This window comes from Uruburuella suis, from assembly GCF_004341385.1.
GTDB classification, from domain to species: domain Bacteria; phylum Pseudomonadota; class Gammaproteobacteria; order Burkholderiales; family Neisseriaceae; genus Neisseria; species Neisseria suis.
The window spans coordinates 39,180-62,745 of sequence record NZ_SLXE01000003.1; the positions used below are offsets into that span (position 1 = coordinate 39,180).

Here is a 23,566-nt window from a genome sequence, read left to right on the forward strand (position 1 = left end):
GATTTTTGTTGAAAATGAAATACAAACCCATCCTATTGCGCCTGCTGCGTAACCGAATCGCGCCACGCCAAAGCGCCCTGTACTTTGCGCGGATTGCTGCCGGCGGCTTGGCCGCGCTCGATCAGCTCGAGCAGCAGCACGGCGGCCTGAGTGCCCATCTGCACATAAGGCAGCTCGGCGCTGGTGAGCGGCGGATAAAGCGTTTCGGCGATGGCACGGTGATCGTCGTAGCCGGCCACGGAAATATCTTCCGGCACCCGCAGGCCGCGGCTGCGCAACATGCCGTAAACCCGCAGCGCCATTTCATCGTTGCCGCAGCAAAGCACCGTGGGCGGCTCGGCCAGCATCAGCAGCTTTTCAATGGCGGCGTATAAATCTTCGCTGCGGTTGCGATGGTCGGGATAGCCCGCCGCCACCAAAGCTTCGTCATACATGATGCCCGCTGCCGCAAGCGCATCGCGATAGCCGCCCACGCGCAAAGCGGTGGCCGGCACATCGGGCGGCAGCGTCAGATAAGCGATGCGGCGATGGCCGGCGGCAATCAGCCGCGCCACCAGCTGCGCTTGGCCGTGGGCATCGTCGGGCACCACCGCCGGCGTGCCCGCTTCATCAAAGCAGTTGGCCAACACCCAGGGGCAATGCGCCGGCGGCGCGGGCAGGCTCACTCGTTGATGAAAAGCGGCCACATAAATCATGCCCTCGGCGCGGTGCTGCATAAAAGTGCGCATCAAGGGCTCAACGCGCGCCGCATCGCCGCCGGTGTCGGCAATCATCAAGGTTTTGCCGGCGGCGGCCATCACTTTTTGCGCGCCCTGAATCAAAAACATATCCGGCAGGCCAGTGGGCACGGAGGTGTCGCCCGCACGCGAAATCGCGCCGGTGATCAGGCCGATCAGCCCCGAGCGGTTGGAGCGCATCGAGCGCGCTGCCGATGAAGGAATATAGCCAAGCTCAGCCATGGCTTTTTCCACCGCTGTGCGGGTATTGTCGCGCACGGCGGCATCGCGGTTGAGCACGCGGCTGACGGTTTTGGGTGACACGCCTGCAAGCTGTGCAACATCATAAATAGTGGCCATGGCTTTGCCTTTGCATGAAAAGATGGCGCAAGCGTATCATTGTTTGACATCGGTGTCATTCAAGTAAATTATGAAAACCGTCTTTCTTTTGCGCTACATCAAAAAGCAGGTAAGATACGGTTTGTTCACTTTATTTTGGAAAGGCCGTCTGAAAAATACAGTTTCAGACGGCCGCTGATGCCATGAATGATTTTCCGATTGAAACCCACCCTTTCGCCCCGGTGCTGCCGCCGCGCGCCCGCGTGATGATGATGGGCACTTTCCCGCCCGCTGCGGCCAAGCGCTGCATGGCGTTTCACTACCCCAATTTCCAAAACGATATGTGGCGCATTTACGGGCTGGTGTTTTTCAATGATGCCGGCCATTTCCAAGTGGCCGGCGAAAAACGTTTTGATGCCGGAAAAATCCGCGATTTTCTGATGGCGCACAATATTGCCTTATGCCCCACCGTGCGGCGTGCCGTGCGCGAACGCGGCAATGCGTCGGATAAATTTCTGCGCATTGTCGAGCCGGTGGATTTGGGCGCGGTGCTGGCGCAGCTGCCCGATTGCCGCTGGCTGTTTACCACCGGCGGCAAGGCCACCGAAACGCTGCTGAGCCTGCTCGAGCCCGCGCCGCCCATGCCGCCGCTCAATCAGGCCGTGGCTTTTGATTATCACGGCCGCCATTTGCAGCTCTGCCGCCTGCCCTCCAGCTCGCGTGCTTATCCGCTGGCGCTGGCGGCCAAGGCGGCGGCTTATCGGGCGTTTTTCGAGCGCTCGGGGGTGTTGCCCTTGAGTTGAAGCCAGGCCGTCTGAAACCCTTTCAGACGGCCTTGTTATAGCAACGCGTAGATAGCATCTCTCAATTCAAGCCGCAATAGCCAAATGTCGGATTCGAGAATCGGACCTACCGCTGCTTTTCAGACGGCCTGTTTGCTTTAAGCTGTGTAGGTTGGGTTGATAAACCCAACGTTTCAGACGGCCTGTGGGCTTGTTGGGTTTTCAACCCAACCTACCCGTTGTGTCACTTTTTTATGCACTCCACTATATTTTGGCCTTCACGGCCAAATGTCGGATTCGAGAATCCGACCTACCGCTTTTCAGACGGCCTGTTTGCTTTAAGTTCAAATCCCCACAGCCATTCCGACCCGCACCGCTTTTTCAGACGGCCTTGTTATATAATGCCGCATTGTTTACACGGAAAAGCCCCATGTCTGCCCCCGCCCCCACCATTGCCGCCATTGCCACCGCCCCCGGGCGCGGCGGTGTCGGCGTGATTCGTTTGTCCGGCACACATTTGCTGCCCTTGGCGCAAACCCTCGCCGGCGGCAAAACGCCCGTGCCGCGCACCGCGCTCTACACCGATTTTTCCGATGCCCACGGCCTGCCGATCGACAACGGCCTGCTGCTTTATTTTGCCGCGCCCGCGAGCTTCACCGGCGAAGACGTCATCGAGCTGCAAGGCCACGGCGGCCCGGTGGTGATGCAGATGCTGCTGGCACGCTGCCTCGAATTGGGCGCGCGCGCGGCCGAGCCCGGCGAATTCACCAAACGCGCTTTTCTCAACAACAAGCTCGATTTGGCGCAGGCCGAGAGCGTGGCCGATTTGATTGATGCCTCGAGCCAATCGGCCGCCCGCATGGCGCTGCGCTCGCTCAAAGGCGCGTTTTCCCAGCACATTCACGCCTTGGTTGATGAGTTGATTACCTTGCGCATGCTGGTGGAAGCCACGCTCGATTTTCCCGAAGAAGACATCGATTTTCTCGAAGCGGCCGATGCCAAAGGCAAGCTCAAAGCCCTGCAAACGCAATTGCACAGCGTGCTCGCCAGCGCCGAGCAGGGCGCGATTTTGCGCGAAGGGATGAATGTGGTGCTGGTGGGCGCGCCCAATGTGGGCAAATCCAGCCTGCTCAACGCGCTGGCCGGCGACGACATCGCCATCGTTACCGACATTGCCGGCACCACCCGCGACACCGTGCGCGAACAAATCACGCTCGACGGCGTGCCCGTGCACATTATCGACACCGCCGGCCTGCGCGACACCGATGATGTGGTGGAAAAAATCGGCATCGAGCGCAGCCACAAAGCCGTGCAAGAAGCCGATGTGGCGCTGATTCTGATCGACCCGCGCGAAGGCATCAACGCCAAAACCCGCGCCATTTTACAAAGCCTGCCGGCGGGGCTGAAAAAAATCGAAATCCACAACAAAATCGACCTCAGCGGCGAAGCGGCCGCAATGCTTTCAGACGGCATCCAAACCGCCAGCGGCGCCGACACGCTGATTAAATTATCAGCCAAGCAGCATCAAGGGCTTGATTTGCTCAAGCAGGCGTTGCTGGCCGAAATCGGCTGGCAGGGCGAGAGCGAAAGCCTGTTTCTCGCCCGCAGCCGCCACCTCAACGCCCTGCACAGCGCCCAAGTCGAGCTGGAAAACGCCGCCCTGTGCAGCAACACCCAAATCGAATTGCTGGCCGAACACCTGCGCCTAGCGCAGCTTTCTTGCAGCGAAATCACCGGCGAATTTAGCGCCGATGATCTGCTGGGCGTGATTTTCTCGCGCTTTTGCATCGGTAAATAAGCAAGGCCGTCTGAAACCTTTTTCTTTCAGACGGCCTTGGGTTTTACCCATCAAACACAAACAGGCATTACCCGCATCAACCCGGCTTATCGTCCGAATCTTGCGGATTTTCCTGCGTCCACTCATCCGCATAAGCCTGCGCCTGTGCCTCATCAAAGGGGCGCATCACGCCCTCGTTGTTACGCGGGTCGAGGTCGCCGATAATCGGGCCCGCATCGCCCGGTATATTCACATACACGCTGCGCTGCGCCTGCGGCACCGTTTTCTGCCGCCACGCCACCAGCGCCAGCACCGCCGCGCTCAGCGCAAAAAACACATAAAAGCCATAGCGGTGCGCTTCCTGCATCACAATGCCGAGCAAGAGCGGCGCGGCCAGCGAGCCGATGCCGTAGCTGAAAAGCAGGCTGCGGCTCACCTCTACCGTGCTCATGTCGTTGGGCAGCTCATCATTGGCCCGCGCCACGCTCAAGGCATAAAGCGCAAACAAGCCCAGCCCGAATAAAGCGGCCACCACATAATGCGGCCACGCCCCCTCAATGCCCGCCATCATCAGCCCCAAGCCCGTCAGCGCGCCGGCGGCCGCCAAAAGCGCGCACACCAAAATCGCCCGCCGCCGCCCGTAGCGGTCGGAAAAGCGCGCAATCGGCAGCTGCACCGCAAAGCCCGTGATCATGGCAATCATCAGGTAAAACGCAATCTGGCGCAGGCTGAAGCCTTGTTGCAGCAAAAATACCGAAGCCATGGTGAAAAAGCCGTTTACCAGCAGGCCGGCGATAAAGCTGCCCACCAGTGCCAAAGGCGCCACCGCCAGCAGGCGCGGCAGGCTCACGCGCTGGCGCGGCGGCAGCTGCGGCGCATTGAGCCGCGTGAGCGCCACCGGCAGCATCGCCGCCATCACCAAAATCGCCGCCAGCGTAAAAATATCATTGCTCGAAGGCTTCAGGCTCAAAAGCGCGATGCCCGCGGTGAAGGCCACATAGTAAACCACATTGTAAAAAGCCAGCACCCGCGCCCGCGCCGCCGCCATGCTGCGCTCGGCAAACCAGCTCTCCACAATCATCAGCAGGCTGTAATAGCAAAAGCCCAACACCACCCGCAACACGCCCCATGCCCATAAGTTGTCGGTCATCATATGCCCGAGCGCCGCAATGGCAAACACCGCACCAAACACGCTGAAGGCGCGGATATGCCCCACGCCCGACACCACCCGGTGCGCCGCCATCGCGCTCAGCGCCGCGCCCACAAAAAAAGCCGCATTCAGCGCACCGATGGCGGTGTTGTTCACCCCCATCTGCGCGAGCTTCACCCCCGCCGAATTCAAAAACAGGCCGAAGCCGGCAAAGAGGAAAAACACCGAAAAGAAAAGGGAATAAAATTTATTGGATGAGTCGGTCATGGCGCTATCACGGTAAAAAATCAAACAAACACAGCCGCAAGCCTGACAGATTGCCGCCGGGCTGTAAAGCCGTGCTCGATTAAAAATGAACAAGTTATCAATCTCGAAAATATTTGCACAAAATTTCTTTCAACCCATTAAAAAATCTTTTCAGACGGCCTATTCAAGCATTTGCAATGTTAAAAACAATGCAATACACCTATTACACCCAAAGCCAAAGCTATGCCAACACCCCCTCGCGCATGGTGGTTTTCCTCGATTTCGTCACTGCCGCCCCAAACGTGCCGCCCAAAAGCGTGCGCGTCAACAGCGTCAAACGCGCCGTGCTCAAGCAAAACGGCCAGCTCTTGGCCATCCAATACGGCGAACAAGGCCTGCGCTACCCGCTGGTTATCGAAGGCCGGCCCGACACCGACATTCTCGAATTGGTGGGCAAAGACAGCGATTGGGTGGCCGGCGCGCTCGATGCATCCAATATCAAACAACAAGATGTTTATGTGGGCGAATATCAGGACGGGCAGCTGGTGCTGCATGTTTATGAGAAGTAAAACCATTCAAAAAAATAACCTTACAAAATAAAAGCAATTCGATAGCACCAACCGCGTAGTTTGGCCATCGGCCAAAGCGATGTGCGTGCCTTGTTCTGCGGACGAGTGTCGGATTCAAGAATCCGACCTACGAGCGGCCTGTTTGTATATTATTTTTTAGGATTGGTATAAATAATTATTTGAATATATTGAATATTTACAGATATGCATAAGAATATGAATCAAGGCCGCCTGAAAGATTGATCTTTCAGACGGCCTTTTACTTTCAATCTGCATGACTGATTTGAATGTGCGTATCCACCCAATCCTGCCAATCCAAAACAATTTCTTCTTGCTGATAGCGTTGTTTGACTTGTGCCAAAGCAAGAGCCGGTGATTCAGATTCCAGTGTGACCACACGGCGAAGGGTTTCTTGGATTTCAATTTGAAAAAGCGCCATGGTGATTCCTTCAAGATTTGGATTGGGGAATTTTGCGGTATTGCCCGCGCGCTGAAAATTCGATGATGCCTTGATTACGCAGCCATTGCAATTGCTGGCGGATTTTGTCTTTGATGTGGCGGTTGGCGGGAAATTGCTGTTGCAACACATTTTCAAAAGCATACATTTGCGCCAAGGTGAATTGCTCGGGAAGCGCCTCTACGCAGCGCATCACCGCCAGCAACCAGCCTTTGCCTTCGTTTTTTTGTTGACGCAAAAACAGGTTTTGCTGCCATTGCCGATGCACGGTTTCAGACGGCATCACGATGCCTTTGTCCACCAGCAGGATTTTGCCGCTGTTTGGCAACGCGCCGATATTGATGTTGCACCCGATCCAGCCCGCGCGTTTTGCGGTTTCAGGCAGCGGTTTGCGCCGGATAATCATTTCCGGCGTGAAAAAATGTTTCGGCACCAGCATCAATTGCCGCACGGAATAATCGGCTTTGTTGTAGCTTAAAAAGAAAAAATTGGGATTATCTGCCGCTTGAATGCGCGCCAGCATGGTGGCATAAGCGCCATCGTTAATGACTTTTCCCGCTGATTTGGCCTGTTTGCTTTTCAGCTCGAACTGCTCGGCGCAATTGGGGCAGTCAAAATCTAAAACGGGGCGGTTGTTTGCCGCTTTTGTGATGTGTGCACAGCCGCAACTGGGGCAATAGGCGTTTTCGCCCAACCAGTTTTCGGTGAGCACGCGGGCAATTTGAGCGGGGCTTTTATAGCCTTTAGCCAAATCGGTGTTGAAATATAAATTCATAGGATAATGGATAGAATGATTAATCAATGCCGTCTGAAAACGTTCAGACGGCCTTTTTGTTATTTATTCTTTTTCCAAACCTTTCAAGCGATACAAGGCTTCCAGCGCCTCCCTCGGCGACAATTCATCCGGCTGGATTTCTGCCAAAGCTTGCAGCAATGGATTTGGCGCGGCGGCGGCTTGTTCATCTGCGTAGGTTGCAGCTTCATCTTCTTTCTCTTCGCTTTCAGACGGCCATGTGTTGAAAATATCCATTTGCGGCTGATTCGCAGCGGCTTGCTGCTCGAGCGCGTCTAAATGCTTGTGGGCAGCCTTGAGGGCGCGGGCGGGCAGGCCGGCGAGTTTGGCCACGGCGATGCCGTAGCTTTTGCTGGCGGGGCCGGGCTCGATGTGGTGCAGAAACACAATGTCTTGCCCTTCTTCAAGCGCACTCAGGTGCATATTCACGGCGGTGGAGTGGGCTTCGGGCAATTTGGTCAACTCAAAATAGTGGGTGGCAAACAGGCTGAACGATTGGTTTTTCTGCAACAAATGCTCGGCGATGGCTTGGGCGAGGGCGAGGCCGTCGAAGGTGGAGGTGCCGCGGCCCACTTCGTCCATCAGCACCAGTGATTGCTCGGTGGCGTGGTGCAGAATATAGGCGGTTTCGCTCATTTCCACCATAAAGGTGGAGCGGTTGCCGGCCAAATCGTCGGAAGCGCCGATGCGGGTGAAAATTTGGTCGATGGGGCCGATTTTGGCGGCTTCGGCGGGCACAAAGCTGCCGGTGTGCGCAAGCAGGGTAATCAGTGCCACTTGGCGCATATAGGTGGATTTGCCGCCCATATTGGGGCCGGTGAGCAGCATCAGGCGGTGTTTGTGGTCGAGCGCGGTGTGGTTGGCGGTGAAGTGGCGCACTTGTTGCTCGACCACGGGGTGGCGGCCGCCCTCGATTTCAATCACGGGATAGTCGGCGAACCCGGGCGCGGTGTAGCCGCGCTCTTGGGCATGGCGGGCGAAGGTGGCGAGCACATCGAGCGTGGCGGCGGCTTTGGCGGCTTGCTGCAATTGTGGCAGGGCGGCTTGCAGGTTTTTCAATATTTCATCAAACAGTTGTTTTTCGAGCGCGAGCGCGGTGTCTTGCGCGGCCAACACTTTTTCTTCAAAAGTTTTCAGCTCGGGCGTGATGAAACGTTCGGCGTTTTTGAGGGTTTGGCGGCGGGTATAATCTTCGGGCGCTTGCTCGGCCTGCACTTTGGATAATTCGATGTAAAAGCCGTGCACGCGGTTGAATTCCACTTTGAGGGTGGAGAGGCCGGTGCGCTCGCGCTCGCGTGCTTCCAGCGCCAGCAAAAATTCATCACCGTGGTTTTGAATGTGGCGCAACTCATCCAATTCGGCATGATAGCCGTGATTAATCACGCCGCCGTCGCGCAGCCACACGGCCGGCTCGGGCAAGATGGCGGCTTGCAGCTGCTCGGCAATGGGCAAAGTGGCGGGGAACACGGCTTGCAGGGTGTGCAGCAGCGCGGAAGGGCTTTGGGGCAATTCGATTTCATTTGCCAGCAGCAACAGGCTGTCGCGCAGAGCGGCCAAATCACGCGGGCGGGCATTGCCCACGGCGATGCGGGCGGCGATGCGTTCGATGTCGGCAAGGTTTTTCAGACGGCCTTGTAAGTCGGCATAATGGTTTTGCAGCTCGGCCACGGCTTGCTGGCGGGCGCGGATATGCTCGCGCCGGCGCAGCGGGTGGTGCAGCCATAGGGCGAGCAGACGGCTGCCCATGTGGCTGGCGCATTGGTCGAGCGCGGAAAACAGGGTGGGCGCTTTTTGGCCGCTAAGGGTTTGGGTGATTTCGAGGTTGCGGCGGGTGGCGGCATCCATGCCGATGTATTGGTTTTCGGTTTCGAGCGAAAGGCCGTCGAGGTGTTGCGGCAATTGGCTTTGGGTGAGGCGGATGTAGTTGAGCAGCGCACCGGCGGCGCCGATGGCGGCAGCGTGGGTTTGTTCGTCCAGCCCGAAGCCGCGCAAATCTTGGCTGCCGAAATAGTCGGTGAGCAGCTTTGTGCCGCTGTCGGGCGCGAATTGCCAAGCGTTCAGCCGCGTGATGTTGGCTGCTTGAATAGGTGGGGCATTGGCGGCATCGGGCAGCAGGATTTCCGCCGCTTGCAGGCGTGCCAATTCGTCGGCGAGTTTATCGGGCGTGGTGAGCTTGGCTTTGAATTCGCCGCTTTGCAGCGAAGCCCAAGCGAGGCCGATGTGTTTTTTGTCGCTTTTCACGCTGCACACGGCCACGATGCGGTTGGTTTCTTTGTCTTCCAGAAAGGCGGAATCGGTGAGCGTGCCGGGGGTGACGATGCGCACAACCTTGCGCTCTACCGGCCCTTTGGTGGCGCCCACTTCGCCCGTTTGCTCGCAAATGGCCACGCTCTCGCCCATTTTAACGAGCCTGGCCAGATATTGCTCGGCGGCGTGATAAGGCACGCCGGCCATTTTAATCGGCTCACCATCGAGCTGGCCGCGGGTGGTGAGGGTGATGTCTAAAAGCTTGGCGGCTTTTATGGCATCATCGAAAAACAATTCGTAAAAGTCGCCCATGCGGTAAAACACGAGCTTATCCTGATGATCTGCTTTGATGCCGAGATATTGCTGCATCATCGGGGAAACGGGTTTGCTCATGGCGGCTTTGCCTTGCGGAAAACAAAGCGCTTATTGTAGCAAATGGCGGCTAGGGTCTGTTCACAATTCATCCGCGAGTAAGATTTTGAGCGCAAAAGCGTGGCTGCAAGGCGAAAAGCGCAGCAAGGTTGAACACCTTGCGAGCATTTTCAACGCAGTAGGCACGTTTTTGAGCCAAAATATTGTCGCGTGATGAAATGTGAACAGACCCTAGGCTAGCCTAGGCACGCTTGTGCAAAGATTGGCGATGGCTGATTTTAGGGTGTTGATTCTATGCTAGAATGCGCCCAACCGCGCTTCAGACGGCCTTTCTGCAGGGAACCGCGCCGCTTTGGCGCGGTCTTTCTGAATCGTTATTCTTTTTTTATTTAGGCCGTCTGAACGCTTTTCAGACGGCCTCGAGACACCCATATGAATGTTGCCAAATTTTACCGTTTTGCCCTGATGGGGCTGGCCGCCGCCGTGCTGGCCGCCTGCGGCACCAAAAAAACCGTGCCGCCCACCACCATGCCCGTGCCGCCGGTGACACCCGGCGCGCCCCTGCCTGCGGGCACGCCGCTGCCTTTGGGGCACAGCATCGCCCCCGGCGGCGGCGCGGCCTATAAAGTGGTGGCGCATCAAACGCTGCCGCAATGGCCGCAGCAAAATTTCAGCAGCAGCCTGCGCGCCTTCCAGCTCGGCTGCGGCCGCTTGAAAGCGCAGCCGGCGTGGCAGAATGTGTGCGCCCAAGCCGCGCAAACCCCGGCCAACGATGCCGCCGCCAAAGCCTTTTTCGAGCAATATTTCACGCCCTGGCAAGTGAGCGGCAACGGCCAGCTCGGCGGCACCATCACCGGCTATTACGAGCCGGTGCTGCATGGTGATGTGAAGCAAACGGCCAAAGCGCGTTTCCCGATTTACGGCGTGCCCAACGATTTTGTTTCGGTGGATCTGCCCGCCAATCTGCGCAACAGCAAAGCCGTGGTGCGGGTGCAGCAAACCGGCCCCAACAGCGGCAGCATCAATGCCGCCGGCGCTTATAGCGCCGATTTGTCGAAATTTCCGATTAGCGAGCGCACCCGCGCGCTCAAAGGCCGCTTTGCCGGCGGCCAATTTGTGCCTTATTACACCCGCACCCAAATCAACGGCGGCGCGCTCAACGGCAAAGCGCCGATTTTGGGCTATGCCGATGATCCGGTGGAATTGTTTTTCCTGCACATTCAAGGCTCGGGCCGCCTGAAAACGCCCTCCGGCCAATATGTGCGCTTAGGCTTTGCCGATAAAAACGAATATCCTTATGTATCGATCGGCCGCTATATGGCCGATAAAGGCTATCTGCCTTTGGGGCAAACCACCATGCAGGGCATCAAAGCCTATATGCAGCAAAACCCGCAAAAGCTGGCCGAAGTGCTGGGGCAAAACCCGAGCTATATTTTCTTCCGCCAATTGCCGGGCAACGATGAAGGCCCCATCGGCGCGCTGGGCACACCGCTTTTGGGCGGCTATGCCGGCGCGGTCGACCGCCACTACATCACCTTGGGTGCGCCGCTTTTCGTGGCCACCACCCACCCCGTGAGCAATTTCGCCCACAACCGCCTCTTGATGGCGCAAGACACCGGCAGCGCGATTAAAGGCGCGGTGCGGGTGGATTATTTCTGGGGCTATGGCGACGAAGCGGGCAATGTGGCCGGCAAGCAGAAACACACGGGCTATGTGTGGCAGCTGCTGCCCAATGGTGTGTTGCCGGAATACCGGCCTTAACGGTTTGGCAAAAACAAGGCCGTCTGAAAGCCGTCAGTACTATTAGCCGCCAAAAGCGGCGTAATACCCATTCAAAAAGGTAAGCTAACAAGGCGGCGAGCCTGCGACAGTACAGATAGTACGGCAAGGCGAGACAACGAAGTTAGGTTATTTTTTTGGATTGGTATGACAAAATAAAAGCAGTTCGACAGCACCATCAGAACAAGCGTCGGATTCGAGAATTCGACCTACGGGCTGCCGAAAGCTTGCCTGTGTACGGTTAAACCGTACCGATGCGGGTTAAAAAACAAGGCCGTCTGAAAAATTTTCAGACGGCCTTGTTTGGTGTGTTTTACTTCACCTGAATCAGGCAACGCGCTCGATTTTCGCGCCCACTTTGCCCAGCTTCTCTTCAATATGCTCGTAGCCGCGGTCGAGGTGGTAGATACGCTCCACCACGGTTTCGCCCTCGGCCACGAGGCCGGCAATCACCAGGCTGGCCGATGCGCGCAAATCGGTGGCCATCACGGTGGCACCCGAGAGCGTGGCCACACCTTTCACGATGGCGGTGTTGCCCTCGGCGGCGATGTCTGCACCCATGCGGTTGAGCTCGGGCACGTGCATAAAGCGGTTTTCAAAAATGGTTTCCACCACTTTGCCGCTGCCCTCTGCCACGGCATTCATGGCCATAAATTGCGCCTGCATATCGGTGGGGAAGCCCGGGTGCGGCATGGTGCGGATGTCCACCGCTTTGGGGCGCTGCTGCATGTCGATGGCGATCCAGTTGTCGCCCGCTTCGATAATCGCGCCGGCTTCGGCCAGCTTGTCGAGCACGGCTTCCATGGTTTTCGGCGCGGCGTTGCGCAACACCACTTTGCCGCCGGCCATCGCCACGGCGCATAAAAACGTGCCCGCTTCGATGCGGTCGGGCACCACGCTGTGCTCGGCGCCGTGCAATTCTTTCACACCCTCCACCGTCATGGTGGCGCTGCCGATGCCGCTGATTTTGGCACCCATTTTCACCAAACATTCGGCCAAATCGACCACTTCGGGCTCAATGGCGCAATTTTCCAACACGGTGGTGCCCTCGGCCAAGGTGGCGGCCATCAAAAGATTTTCGGTGCCGCCCACGGTGACCATGTCCATCACCACGCGTGCGCCTTTCAAGCGGCCGCGGGCTTTTACATAGCCGTGCTCAATCACGATTTCCGCGCCCATGGCTTCCAGGCCTTTAAGATGCTGGTCTACCGGACGCGAACCGATGGCGCAACCGCCGGGCAGGCTCACTTGGGCTTCACCAAAGCGCGCCAGCGTGGGGCCCAGCACCAAAATCGAGGCGCGCATGGTTTTCACCAATTCATAAGGGGCGATGGTGTTGTTCACCGTGCCGCCGTTGATTTCGAATTCGGCGATATTGTCGGTGAGCACGCGCGCACCCATGCCTTGCAGCAGCTTTTGGGTGGTTTTCACATCGCGCAGCATGGGCACGTTTTTCAGGCGCAGCGTGCCCTCGGTGAGGAGGCCGGCGCACATCAGCGGCAGGGCGGCATTTTTGGCGCCGGACACGGTGATTTCGCCGTTGAGCGGGCCGTTGCCGGTAATTTTGAGTTTGTCCACAGAATGTCTTTCGTAGCGCGGCGCAGGCTTTCAGACGGCCTGTGCACAAAAATGGGGGAAATGAAACGGTAAATTATAATGGATTTTAAACGGATTGCGTTTTTGTGACAGGTAAAATTCAGACGGCCTGCATGCACACAGGCCGTCTGAACGCTTGCGCAGATAAATGATTAGGGTCTGTTCACAATTCATCCGCGAATAAGATTTTGAGCGCAAAAGCGTGGCTGCAAGGCGAAAAGCACAGCAAGGTTGAACACCTTGCGAGCATTTTCAACGCAGCAGGCGCGCTTTTGAGCCAACACTTGCCGCGTGATGAAATGTGAACAGACCCTAGCCCTGCTTGGCCGCCCATTCCGCCGGCGTAGCCGCGGTGGTGATGGAGAGCGCGTGCAATTCGTTGCTGGCCAATTTATCCGCCAGGCCGTCTTTAATCAGGCGGTGGCGCGCCAGCCGGGCTTTGCCCTCGAAGGCGCTCGACACGATGTGGGCGAAAAAGTGGTGGCCGTCGCCCTCTACTTCGATGTGTTCGCAAGGCGCCACGGCGGCAATCATTTGTTTGACTTCTTCGGGGGTAAGCATAATTTTCTTTCAACAATGGTTCAGACGGCCTCAACAGCGCCGCGCATAATCGTGCATATTATACAGATATTGCCCGCTGAATCATGCAACAATATTCTGTATAATCGGTCTCACTTTATTTCAGACGGCCTGTTTGTCCGAACAACAGGCCGTCTGAAACCCACCCACCGAGCACAATCATGATCCGTTTCGAGCAAGTTTCCAAAACCTATCCCGGCGGCTTTCACGCGCTGAAAAATGTCAGTTTCAATATCGACAAAGGCGAAATGATTTTCGTGGCCGGCCATTCCGGCGCCGGCAAATCCACCATTCTCAAGCTGATTGCCGGCATCACCAAGCCCACCACCGGCAAGGTGTGGATGAACAATCAAGATATCGGCAGCCTGAACGACAACCAAATCGGCTTTTTGCGCCAACACATCGGCATTGTGTTTCAAGACCACAAAATCCTGTTTGACCGAAATGTGATCCAAAACGTGCTGCTGCCGCTGCGCATCATCGGCTACGACCGGGCGCAGGCCGAAAAGCGGGCGCGCGTGGCGATTGAAAAAGTGGGCCTGGCCGGGCGCGAAGGTGCCGACCCGGTAACGCTTTCCGGCGGCGAGCAGCAGCGCCTGTGCATCGCCCGCGCGGTGGTGCACCAGCCCAGCCTTTTGATTGCCGACGAGCCTTCCGCCAACCTCGACCGCGCCTATGCGCTCGACATTATGGAATTATTCAAAACCTTTCACGAAGCGGGCACCACCGTGATTGTGGCCGCGCACGACGAAACACTGATGGCCGATTACGGCCACCGCATTTTGCGCCTGCAGGAAGGCAGGTTTGCCGCATGAAACATTATCTCTCGCTCCACCTCGAATCCGCCCGCAACGCCGCGCGCCACTTTATCCGTCAGCCTTTTGCCACTTTGCTGATTTTGCTGATGCTCGCCATCGCGATGACGCTGCCCTTGGCGCTTTATTTGGGCGTGCAAAGCGGCCAGGCCGTGCTCGGCAAGCTCAACGAAGCGCCGCAAATCACGCTTTATATGGAATTGAGCGCCGATGAAGTCGACAACGAAGCAGTAAAAACCCTGCTCGCCGAAGATGCGCGCATCAGCAAAAGCGAATTTATCGGCAAGCAAAAAGGGCTGCAAGAATTGCAGCAAAGCATGGGCGCGCAGGATTTGGTGTCGATGCTCGATGACAATCCGCTGCCCGATGTGTTTATCGTTACGCCCGACGCCGGCACCGCGCCCGAGGCCATGCAGATTTTGCAGCAGGATTTGAGCGAATTGCCGATGGTGGAAGCCGCGCGGCTCGACACCGAATGGATGCAAACGCTCTATCAGATTAATGCCTTTTTGCATCGGATTTTCTGGTTTTTGGCCATCACCCTGAGCGTGGCTTTCGTGCTGGTGGCGCACAACACCATCCGTTTGCAGATTTTGAGCCGCAAAGAAGAAATCGAAATCACCAAGCTTTTGGGCGCGCCCGCTTCGTTTATCCGCCGCCCGTTTCTTTATCAAGCCGCTTGGCAGAGCCTGCTTTCCGCCGCCATCAGCATCGGCCTGTGCGCCTGGCTGATGCGCGCCAGCCAGCCGTTGATCAATCAGATTTTCCGCCCCTACGGCCTCAACATCGAATGGCGCTTTTTCCACGCCTGGGAAATTCTGATGGTGCTCGCCGTGGTGACCGCGCTGGGCATTTCCGGCGCCTGGCTTGCCACACAGCAGCATTTGCTCAGCTTTAAAGCCAAGCGTTGATGCGCCGCGCAGCAAAGGCCGTCTGAAAAAGTTTCAGACGGCCTTTGTGTTTTATGCGGCGGCAAATTTTTATGCACGCAGTTGCGCCGCAAAAAGCGCGGCCAAAAAATGCTACAATCAAGCCTTTGTTCAACCCAAGCCCTGATCATGAAAAAAGCCACCCCCAAATCTTTCGAAGAAGCCCTCAAGCGCCTCGAAGCACTCACCCAAGCCATGCAAAGCAGCGAAATGCCGCTCGAAGAAGCGCTGGCCGCCTATCAGGAAGGCAACGAGCTGGTGCAATATTGCCAAAACAAGCTGGCCGAAGTGGAGCAAAAATTGCACGTGCTCGATGAGGGCGGATTAAAGGAGCTCAGCCTTGAAGCCGAATAATCTGCACAGCTGGCAAACCCGCGCGCAAGCGCAAACCGAGCTGGTGCTTTCGCGCGCGCTGCCGCCCGAAACGCAAAGCCCCGAAGGGCTGCACGAAGCCATGCGCTATGTCACCCTCGGCGGCGGCAAGCGCTTGCGCCCGCTGCTGGTGCTGGCTGCATCCGAATTGGGCGCAGCCGATGAAGCGGCGGTGGCGCAGGCGATGGCGGCGGTGGAATGCATTCATGTGTATTCATTGGTGCACGATGATATGCCCGCAATGGACAACGACAGCCTGCGCCGCGGCAAGCCCACCTGCCATGTGCAATACGGCGAAGCCGCCGCCCTGCTGGCTGGCGACGCCTTGCAAACGCTGGCATTCGAGCTGCTCAGCCGCCCCACCAGCCTGCCGGGCGCGCGCCAGCTGCGCATGCTCTCTACGCTGGCGCAGGCTTCGGGCAGCCTAGGCATGGCCGGCGGCCAGGCGATTGATTTGGCCAACGTCGGCAAAGCCATGAATCAGGCTGCGCTCGAACAGATGCACAGCCTCAAAACCGGCGCGCTGATCCGCGCCGCCGTGGCGCTGGGCGCGCTGAGCTGCCCCGATGTAGATGACGAAGGCCTGGCGCGGCTCGATGATTATGCCCGCAAGATAGGCCTGGCTTTCCAAGTGATAGACGATGTGCTCGATTGTGAAGCCGACACCGCCACGCTGGGCAAAACCGCCGGCAAAGATGCCGATGCCGACAAGCCCACTTATGTGAAATTAATGGGCCTGCCCCAAGCGCGCGCTTATGCCGAAGCGCTGGTGGCCGAAGCCGTGGCGGCACTCGCGCCGTTTGGCGAAAAAGCCGCCCATTTGCGCAGCCTGGCCGAATTTATCACCGAACGCAAGCATTGAGCGGGCATGATGCCGAAAGCCGTAAGCGTATGTATATATTGATATGCAAGAAAAAGTGATGCAAAACCACACTCTATAACGGAGTAGCTTGGGTTGCTAAAGCCAAGGTTTCAGACGGCCTGTAGATTTGTTGGGTTTACAACCCAACCTACCCGCTGAAACGTTGGGTTTACAACCCAACCTACCCGTTGTGCCACTTTTTTTATGCATTCCGCTAGGGTCTGTTCACATTTCATCCGTGCGTAAGATTTTGAGCGCAAAAGCGCGCTTGCAAGGCGAAAAGCGCAGCAAGGTTGGACACCTTGCGAGCATTTTCAACGCGGCAGGCGCGTTTTTGAGCCAAAAGATTGCCACGAGATGAATTGTGAACAGACCCTAATATAAGGAGAGGCCGTCTGAAACTTTTTCAGACGGCCTTTTGGTTTACGGCTTTAATTTTGACGGGCTTCTTTAAAGCCGCGTTTCAAATGCACCATCAACAGCGCCACGGCGGCGGGGGTGATGCCTGAGATGCGGCCGGCCTGACCCACGGTTTCGGGGCGGTGCTGGTTGAGCTTTTGCTGGGCTTCAGCGGAGAGGCCTTTCACTTTGCTGTAGTCGATATCGGTGGGCAGTTTGAGGGTTTCCAAATCGCGGCGGCCTTCGATTTCTTCGTTTTGGCGATCGATATAGCCTTGGTATTTCACTTGGATTTCCACTTGCTCGGCCACTTCGGCAGCCAGCGCTTGCTCAGGCGCGGCTTGGGGCAGGCTCATCAGGGCGGCGTAATCGAGATTGGGGCGGCGCAACAAATCGTGCAGATTGGCTTCACGGCTCAATTTTTGGCCGAACACGCGCTCTTGCTCGCTTTCGGGCAGCTTGGCGGGAGTGTACCAAGTGCTGCGCAAACGCTGGATTTCGCGCTCGATGGCTTCGCGCTTTTGCTCGAAGGCCTGCCATTGGTCGTCGGAAACGAGGCCGATTTGGCGGCCGGCTTCGGTGAGGCGCATATCGGCGTTGTCTTCGCGCAGTTGTAATCGGTATTCGGCGCGGCTGGTAAACATGCGGTAAGGCTCGTTTACGCCTTTGGTAATCAAATCATCTACCAACACGCCCAAATAGGCTTGCTCGCGGCGCAGCAGCAGCGGATCTTGCCCGCGCACATATTGCACGGCATTGGCACCCGCCAGCAAGCCTTGTGCGGCGGCTTCTTCATAGCCTGTGGTGCCGTTGATTTGGCCGGCGAAAAATAAGCCTGCAATGGTTTTGGTTTCGAGGCTGGCTTTGAGGTTGCGCGGGTCGAAATAATCGTATTCGATGGCATAGCCGGGGCGCAGGATGTGGGCGTTTTCCAAGCCTTTCATCGAGCGCACAAGGGCGAGCTGGATATCAAACGGCAGGCTGGTGGAAATGCCGTTTGGATAATACTCATGGGTGGACAGCCCTTCCGGTTCTAGGAAAATCTGGTGGCTGTCTTTATCGGCAAAGCGGTTGATTTTGTCTTCAATCGAAGGGCAATAGCGCGGGCCCACGCCTTCGATTTTGCCGGTAAACATCGGGCTGCGGTCGAAGCCGGAGCGGATGATATCGTGGGTTTGCTCGTTGGTGTGGGTAATCCAGCAGCTCACTTGCTGCGGATGCATGGCGGCATGGCCGCGCACGGAAAACACCGGCACGGGTGTGTCGCCGGGCTGCTCGGTGAGTTGGGAAAAATCAATCGTGCGCCCATCAATGCGCGGCGGCGTGCCGGTTTTGAGGCGGCTTTGCGGCAGTTGCAATTCTTTCAAGCGGCCGGATAAGCCTTGTGCGGCAGGGTCGCCCGCGCGGCCGCCGGCGTAGTTTTCCAAGCCGATGTGGATTTTGCCGGCCAGAAACGTGCCGGCGGTAAGCACCACGGCGCGGGCTTTAAATTCCACGCCCATAGCGGTGATGACGCCGCTGATGCGGTCGCCCTCGAGGGTGACGTCGTCTACCTGTTGTTGGAAAAGCTCGAGATTGGCTTGGTTTTCGAGCATTTCGCGGATGGCGGCTTTATAGAGAATGCGGTCGGCCTGCGCACGGGTGGCGCGCACGGCGGCGCCTTTGCTGGCATTGAGGCGGCGAAACTGGATGCCGCTCATGTCGGTGGCCAGCGCCATCGCGCCGCCGAGCGCATCGAGCTCGCGCACCAAATGGCCTTTGCCGATGCCGCCGATGGAGGGGTTGCACGACATTTGGCCGAGGGTTTCGATATTGTGGCTGAGCAAAAGCGTTTGCGCGCCCATGCGCGCAGCGGCGAGCGCGGCTTCGGTGCCGGCATGGCCGCCGCCAACCACGATTACATCGTATTGTTTGGGGTAAATCATCATTTTTGTATTGGCTAACCTGTGTGTGGCGGACAACAGCTTTTTTGTGCTGCGCCCGAGAAAATAGCTCTGAATTGTACGCCGATTCGACAGTGGACACAATGCGCGCGTATGGCTTGAAGATGTTGAATTTACATAAGAAAGCGGCTTCCGGGAAAGGTTTCAGACGGCCTTTTGACAAGCGGCGCTGCAAACTGCGGCTTGCCGCCTTTGTCCGCCCGCTCCGGTGCAGGACTGTTGTGTTTATTGGCTGTCGGATTCAAGCATCCGGCCTGCACGCGGCTTCGGCTCTGTGTGCGCATGGTGTTGTGCGGCAAGCTCTGCCAGCGCCGCCCACAGCCGCCGTTTCTGCTCAGGCGCGAGCTTTTTCACCAAAGGCTCGATGCGGGCGGCTTCGCTGCGGCTGATGGCGGCATAAAGCAGGCGCATTTCCTGCGGCTTGTGCATACGCGTGAATTTGGCGCCTCGTCCGGCGCAGTGTGCGGCAAAGCGCTCGTCGGGGCGGTTGCTGATGCCGCAATAGAGCGCGCCGCCGTGGCACAGCAGCAGGTACACACACCAGCCTTCATCGGAAGCGGCAGCAGCGGGCAGCTTGAATTCGCTTAAATCGTTCATTTCGATATGCTATCACCGAGGCCGTCTGAACATCAAATTTCAGACGGCCTTGTGTTTTATGCATACGCTATTGCCATCAACACGCAAACATTTTACCAATCACCCGGCCTTTAATACCAATTCTAAAAAATAACCTTACAAAATAAAAGCAGTTCGGCAGCACCATCTGCGTAGGTCGGATTCTTGAATCCGACGTTTGGCCAACGGCCAAAGCGATGTGCGTGCCTTGTTCTGCGAACAAGTGTCGGATTCGAGAATCCGACCTACAGGCTGTGGTGAGCCGCGCCTACAATTGTATCAATATCATCAAAGCGCCAATATTTTGCCAAACGCTCGGCTGGTAAAAAAGGCCGTCTGAAAGCGGATAAATGCTTTCAGACGGCCTTTAACTTTGGCAATGCGTTACAGCACTTCAATCAAACCGGCCGCGCCCATGCCGGTGCCGATGCACATGGTCACCATGGCATAGCCTTTTTCACCACGCTCGCGCAGGCCGTGGATGGCGGTGGCGGCGCGGATGGCACCGGTGGCGCCCAGCGGGTGGCCCAGTGCAATGGCGCCGCCGTTGGGGTTGACGATAGATGTGTCCAAATCCAAATCGCGGATAACGGCCAGCGATTGGGCGGCGAAGGCTTCGTTGAGCTCGATCCATTTCATATCGGCGAGGCTCTTGCCCGATGATTTCAACACGGCCGGAATGGCTTCTTTGGGGCCGATGCCCATGATTTCGGGCGGCACGCCGCGCACGGCGAAGCCTTCGTAGCGGGCGATGGGGGTGAGGTTGTAGCGCTTGAGCACTTCTTCGCTCACCACCAGTAAAGCGCCGGCGCCGTCGGACATTTGCGAGGAATTGCCGGCGGTGACGCTGCCTTTGGCGGCAAACACGGGGCGCAGCCGAGCCAGGCCTTCGAGCGAAGTGTCGGCGCGCGGGCCTTCGTCGGTGTCGCACAGCTTGCGGATTTCTTTCACTTCGCGGCCGGCCAAATCGGCGCTGCGGTAAACCGCTTCAATCGGGCTGATTTCGGCTTTGAATTTGCCCGCCTCAATGGCGGCCAGCGCGCGTTTGTGGCTTTCCAGCGCAAATGCATCTTGGTCTTCACGGCTCACGTTCCATTGTTCGGCCACTTTTTCGGCGGTTAAGCCCATGCCGTAGGCGATGCCGAGGTTTTCTTCTTTGGCGAAAATTTCCGGGTTGAGCGACACTTTGTTGCCCATCATCGGAATCATCGACATGCTCTCGCTGCCGGCGGCAATCACGGCTTCGGCTTCGCCGGTGCGGATGCGGTCGGCGGCGATTTGCAGCGCGTTGATGCCGGATGAGCAATAGCGGTTGATGGTGATGCCGCCCACGGTGTCGGGCAGGCCGGCCAAAAGCGCGGCGATGCGGGCGAAGTTGAGGCCGGATTCGGCTTCGGGAAAGGCGCAGCCGGCCACCACATCGTTGATTTCTGCGGGGTCGAAGCCGAGGGCTTGAGCCACCACCGAGCGGATCACATGCGCGAGCATGTCGTCGGGGCGGGTGGTGCGCAGCATGCCGCGCGGGGCTTTGCCGATGGGGGTGCGGGTGGCGGCTACGATGTAGGCATCTCTTAATTGTTTCACAGTGTTCTCCTGTTGGGTGGCCGTCTGAAATATATGGATTGGCTTTCAGACGGCCTTTTCAGCGGTTGGGTGCAGGGTGTGCGCACATTATCCGAATGCAGGGCTTGCACCGCACATCCTGCTGTTGTTGCTTTGCCCTTGCGGGCAAATGTCGGATCGAGCATCCGACCTACGGCCTGATTTGTTTCAGACGGCCTGTTTATCAGTTGCGCAGCGGTTTGCCGGTGGACATCATGTTTTCGATGCGCTCGAGCGTTTTCTCGTTTTTCAGCAAATCGACAAACACTTTGCGCTCCAAATCGAGCAGCCATTGCTCATCGACCAAGGTGCCGGGGTCGACGTCGCCGCCGGTGATCACCCAGGCGATTTGGCTGCCGATGTGCATATCGTATTCGCTGATAAAGCCGCCTTCTTTCATATTCAGGAGTTGGCCTTGAATCGAAGCGGCACCGCTGCGGCCGGCCACGGGGAACAAAGCAGGCACGTCGGGGCGGAAGCCGGAATCGGCCATGGCGCGGGCTTCGTTAAGCGCCACATGCAGCAATTCGTAGCTGTTGAACACCACCACATCGCTCTCGCGCATAAAGCCCAATTCTTTGGCTTCGATGGCGCTGGTGGCCACTTTGGCCATGGCCAGATTCATGTAGCGGTCTTTCAAGGCCGCCAGCAAATCGCCTTGGCTGGCGCGTGCGGCTTGCAGCGCGAAATCTTTGGTGCCGCCGCCGGCGGGAATCAGGCCCACGCCCACTTCCACCAGGCCGACATAGCTCTCAAGCGCGGCCACCACTTTATTGCTGTGCATCACAAATTCGCAGCCGCCGCCGAATGCAAAGCCTTGCACGGCCGACACGGTGGGGATTTGGCTGTAGCGCAAATTCATTGAAGTGTCTTGAAACAGCTTCACCATGCTTTCAATCGCTTCGAAATCGCCGGTGGCAAATTCGGGCATCATCGATTTCAAATCCGCGCCCACGGAAAACGGCGCTTCGGGCGCCCAAAATACCAGCGCTTTGAAGTCTTTTTCGGCAATGGCAATGGCTTGGTTGATGCTTTCGAGCACGGCGCGGCTGATGGCGCGCATTTTGTTGAGGTTTTCAATCACCAAAATTTCGCCGTCGAGGGTGAAGCCGCGCATCACGTCGGTTTCAAACACGGTGGTGCCCAAAAGCGGCAGGGTTTCGCCCAAGAGCGGCGCGGGGCGGATTTGGCGGCGATACACATCCAGCGCTGAGCGCGGGTCGTAATTGCCGGTGGTGAAATTGAGGCTGCCCTCGTTATTGTGGAAGGCTTCCACGCCCTTGAGCCACGCGGGCAAGGCGGCGCTGCTCATGGTGTGGCCGGCATCGATATCGGCTTGAATCCACGCGGCCACTTGCTGCACGCCGGCGGCCTGCCAGATTTCCAGCGGGCCCTCATCCCAACCGTAGCCCCAGCGGATGGCGAAATCGATGTCACGCGCGGTGGTGGCGATGCTTTGAGCGTGCACGGCGATATAGTGGAAAGAATCGCGCAACACCGCCCACAAAAATTGCGCTTGCGGGTTTTGGCTCTCGCGCAGGGCGGCGAGCTTTTTGCCCCAATCTTTTTCTTTCAGAATGTCGGTGACTTCGCTGTCGGCTTTTTTATTCGAAGCCACATATTCGCCCGTTGCCGGGTCGATCATCATGATGCGCTTGCCTTCTTTTTTGAAGATGCCGGCTTTCGTTTTCGAGCCGAGCGCGCCGTTGGCAATCAGCGCCTGCAACCAGGCGGGAATGCTGAAAAACGCGTGCCACGGATCTTTGGGCAGGTTGTCTTCCATGGTTTTGGCCACATGGGCGAAGGTGTCCAAGCCCACCACGTCGGCGGTGCGGTAGGTGGCGGATTTGGCGCGGCCTAAGCGGCGGCCGGTGAGATCGTCCACCACATCAAAACGCAGACCGAATTTTTCGGTGTTGTAGATGGTGGCCAGCATCGAAAACACGCCGATGCGGTTGCCGATGAAATTGGGGGTGTCTTTGGCGCGCACCACGCCTTTGCCCAGCGTGCTCACAAGGAAGCGCTCGAGATTGTCGAGGTATTCGGGCGCGGTGGCGGCGGTGGGAATCAGCTCCACCAAGTGCATATAGCGCGGCGGGTTGAAGAAATGCACGCCGCAAAAGCGGTGTTTCAAATCAGCGGGAAATTTTTCGCTCAGGGTTTCTACAGACAAGCCTGAGGTGTTGGTGGCGAAAATGGTGTGTTCGCCCAAATGCGGTGCCACTTTGTTGTAGAGGCTCTCTTTGATGTCGAGGCGCTCGGCCACGGCTTCAATCACCAAATCGCAATCGGCAAGCTCGGCCAAACCGTCGTCGTAGTTGGCAGCGCTGATGTAGCTGATGGCATCTTTGCCGGCCAAGGGGGCGGGCTTTTGTTTTTTCAGCGCGGCAATGGCTTTTTCGACGATGCCGTTTTTCGGGCCTTCTTTGGCAGGCAGGTCAAACAGCACCACCGGCACTTTGGCGTTGGCCAAATGGGCGGCAATCTGTGCACCCATCACGCCGGCGCCGAGCACGGCGGCTTTGCGGATGACGAAGTTTTTTGCGGTCATGGTAATCCTCTCTCTTTTGTTGCCTTCGGGTTTCAGACGGCCTCTTTATTTTCTAAGGAGGCCGTCTGAAACTTCA

At 57.5% G+C, this 23,566-nt stretch carries 19 protein-coding genes; 8 read left to right on the plus strand and 11 right to left on the minus strand.

Annotated features, from left to right (window positions below; translation table 11 throughout):
* Positions 1-32: 32 nt before the first annotated feature.
* Positions 33-1,076, minus strand: a complete 1,044-nt coding sequence (locus tag EV680_RS01800; RefSeq protein ID WP_132952606.1) for a LacI family DNA-binding transcriptional regulator — start codon at positions 1,074-1,076, stop codon at positions 33-35.
* 182 nt (positions 1,077-1,258) lie between these two features.
* On the opposite strand from EV680_RS01800, the gene EV680_RS01805 reads away from it, so the two are divergent.
* Both EV680_RS01805 and mnmE read left to right on the plus strand, forming a co-directional pair.
* Positions 1,259-1,858 carry a DNA glycosylase gene (locus tag EV680_RS01805; protein WP_132952608.1) on the plus strand — a complete coding sequence of 200 codons (600 nt, stop codon included), beginning with the start codon at positions 1,259-1,261 and terminating at the stop codon, positions 1,856-1,858.
* A gap of 409 nt (positions 1,859-2,267) precedes the next feature.
* The gene (gene mnmE / locus EV680_RS01810) at positions 2,268-3,635 is read left to right on the plus strand and encodes a tRNA uridine-5-carboxymethylaminomethyl(34) synthesis GTPase MnmE (protein WP_132952610.1); all 1,368 of its coding nucleotides are present in this window, start codon (positions 2,268-2,270) and stop codon (positions 3,633-3,635) included.
* A gap of 76 nt (positions 3,636-3,711) precedes the next feature.
* Here the strand turns inward: mnmE and EV680_RS01815 are convergent, their stop codons facing one another.
* A complete protein-coding gene (locus EV680_RS01815) occupies positions 3,712-5,031 on the minus strand; it encodes an MFS transporter (protein WP_132952612.1) in 1,320 nt (439 codons plus the stop codon).
* Between the two features lie 176 nt (positions 5,032-5,207).
* On the opposite strand from EV680_RS01815, the gene EV680_RS01820 reads away from it, so the two are divergent.
* On the plus strand, positions 5,208-5,579 hold the full coding sequence (locus EV680_RS01820; RefSeq protein WP_132952614.1) for a YetF domain-containing protein: 372 nt from the start codon (positions 5,208-5,210) through the stop codon (positions 5,577-5,579).
* Between the two features lie 265 nt (positions 5,580-5,844).
* Here EV680_RS01820 and EV680_RS01825 read toward each other — a convergent pair whose 3' ends face one another.
* The 3 genes from EV680_RS01825 to mutS form a co-directional block, all read right to left on the minus strand.
* On the minus strand, positions 5,845-6,018 hold the full coding sequence (locus EV680_RS01825) for a DpnD/PcfM family protein (protein WP_132952616.1): 174 nt from the start codon (positions 6,016-6,018) through the stop codon (positions 5,845-5,847).
* Positions 6,019-6,028: 10 nt separating this feature from the next.
* Positions 6,029-6,811, minus strand: a complete 783-nt coding sequence (locus EV680_RS01830; RefSeq protein WP_132952618.1) for a DpnI domain-containing protein — start codon at positions 6,809-6,811, stop codon at positions 6,029-6,031.
* Between the two features lie 63 nt (positions 6,812-6,874).
* Complete coding sequence (gene mutS / locus EV680_RS01835; protein WP_132952620.1) at positions 6,875-9,469, minus strand: DNA mismatch repair protein MutS; 2,595 nt, start codon at positions 9,467-9,469, stop codon at positions 6,875-6,877.
* A gap of 411 nt (positions 9,470-9,880) precedes the next feature.
* Between mutS and mltA the strand changes: the two genes are divergently transcribed.
* Positions 9,881-11,209: a murein transglycosylase A gene (gene mltA / locus EV680_RS01840; protein WP_132952622.1), complete on the plus strand. Its 1,329-nt coding sequence runs from the start codon at positions 9,881-9,883 to the stop codon at positions 11,207-11,209.
* Between the two features lie 345 nt (positions 11,210-11,554).
* Here mltA and murA read toward each other — a convergent pair whose 3' ends face one another.
* Both murA and EV680_RS01850 read right to left on the minus strand, forming a co-directional pair.
* The gene (gene murA, locus EV680_RS01845) at positions 11,555-12,805 is read right to left on the minus strand and encodes a UDP-N-acetylglucosamine 1-carboxyvinyltransferase (protein WP_132952624.1); all 1,251 of its coding nucleotides are present in this window, start codon (positions 12,803-12,805) and stop codon (positions 11,555-11,557) included.
* Positions 12,806-13,135: 330 nt separating this feature from the next.
* Positions 13,136-13,384, minus strand: coding sequence for a BolA family protein (locus EV680_RS01850; RefSeq protein WP_132952626.1), 249 nt, complete (start codon positions 13,382-13,384; stop codon positions 13,136-13,138).
* A 179-nt stretch (positions 13,385-13,563) separates the two neighbouring features.
* On the opposite strand from EV680_RS01850, the gene ftsE reads away from it, so the two are divergent.
* From ftsE to EV680_RS01870, 4 genes are all read left to right on the plus strand, one after another.
* Entirely contained in the window at positions 13,564-14,217 is a 654-nt protein-coding gene (gene ftsE, locus EV680_RS01855; protein ID WP_132952628.1) for a cell division ATP-binding protein FtsE, read from the plus strand.
* On the plus strand, positions 14,214-15,128 hold the full coding sequence (ftsX, locus tag EV680_RS01860; protein WP_132952630.1) for a permease-like cell division protein FtsX: 915 nt from the start codon (positions 14,214-14,216) through the stop codon (positions 15,126-15,128). The genes ftsE and ftsX overlap by 4 nt, the downstream gene beginning before the upstream one ends.
* 147 nt (positions 15,129-15,275) lie before the next feature.
* Entirely contained in the window at positions 15,276-15,500 is a 225-nt protein-coding gene (locus EV680_RS01865; RefSeq protein WP_132952632.1) for an exodeoxyribonuclease VII small subunit, read from the plus strand.
* Positions 15,487-16,380 (plus strand): polyprenyl synthetase family protein, encoded by an 894-nt coding sequence (locus tag EV680_RS01870; RefSeq protein ID WP_132952634.1) that lies wholly within the window; start codon positions 15,487-15,489, stop codon positions 16,378-16,380. Before EV680_RS01865 ends, EV680_RS01870 begins: the two co-directional genes overlap by 14 nt.
* 431 nt (positions 16,381-16,811) lie before the next feature.
* On the opposite strand, the gene mnmG is transcribed toward EV680_RS01870, so the two are convergent.
* From mnmG to EV680_RS01890, 4 genes are all read right to left on the minus strand, one after another.
* A complete protein-coding gene (mnmG, locus tag EV680_RS01875) occupies positions 16,812-18,707 on the minus strand; it encodes a tRNA uridine-5-carboxymethylaminomethyl(34) synthesis enzyme MnmG (protein WP_424580105.1) in 1,896 nt (631 codons plus the stop codon).
* Positions 18,708-18,947: 240 nt separating this feature from the next.
* Complete coding sequence (locus EV680_RS01880) at positions 18,948-19,319, minus strand: GIY-YIG nuclease family protein (RefSeq protein WP_132952636.1); 372 nt, start codon at positions 19,317-19,319, stop codon at positions 18,948-18,950.
* A gap of 402 nt (positions 19,320-19,721) precedes the next feature.
* Positions 19,722-20,921, minus strand: a complete 1,200-nt coding sequence (locus EV680_RS01885; protein ID WP_132952638.1) for an acetyl-CoA C-acyltransferase — start codon at positions 20,919-20,921, stop codon at positions 19,722-19,724.
* Positions 20,922-21,123: 202 nt separating this feature from the next.
* Positions 21,124-23,490 (minus strand): 3-hydroxyacyl-CoA dehydrogenase/enoyl-CoA hydratase family protein, encoded by a 2,367-nt coding sequence (locus EV680_RS01890; RefSeq protein ID WP_132952640.1) that lies wholly within the window; start codon positions 23,488-23,490, stop codon positions 21,124-21,126.
* Positions 23,491-23,566 lie beyond the last annotated feature (76 nt).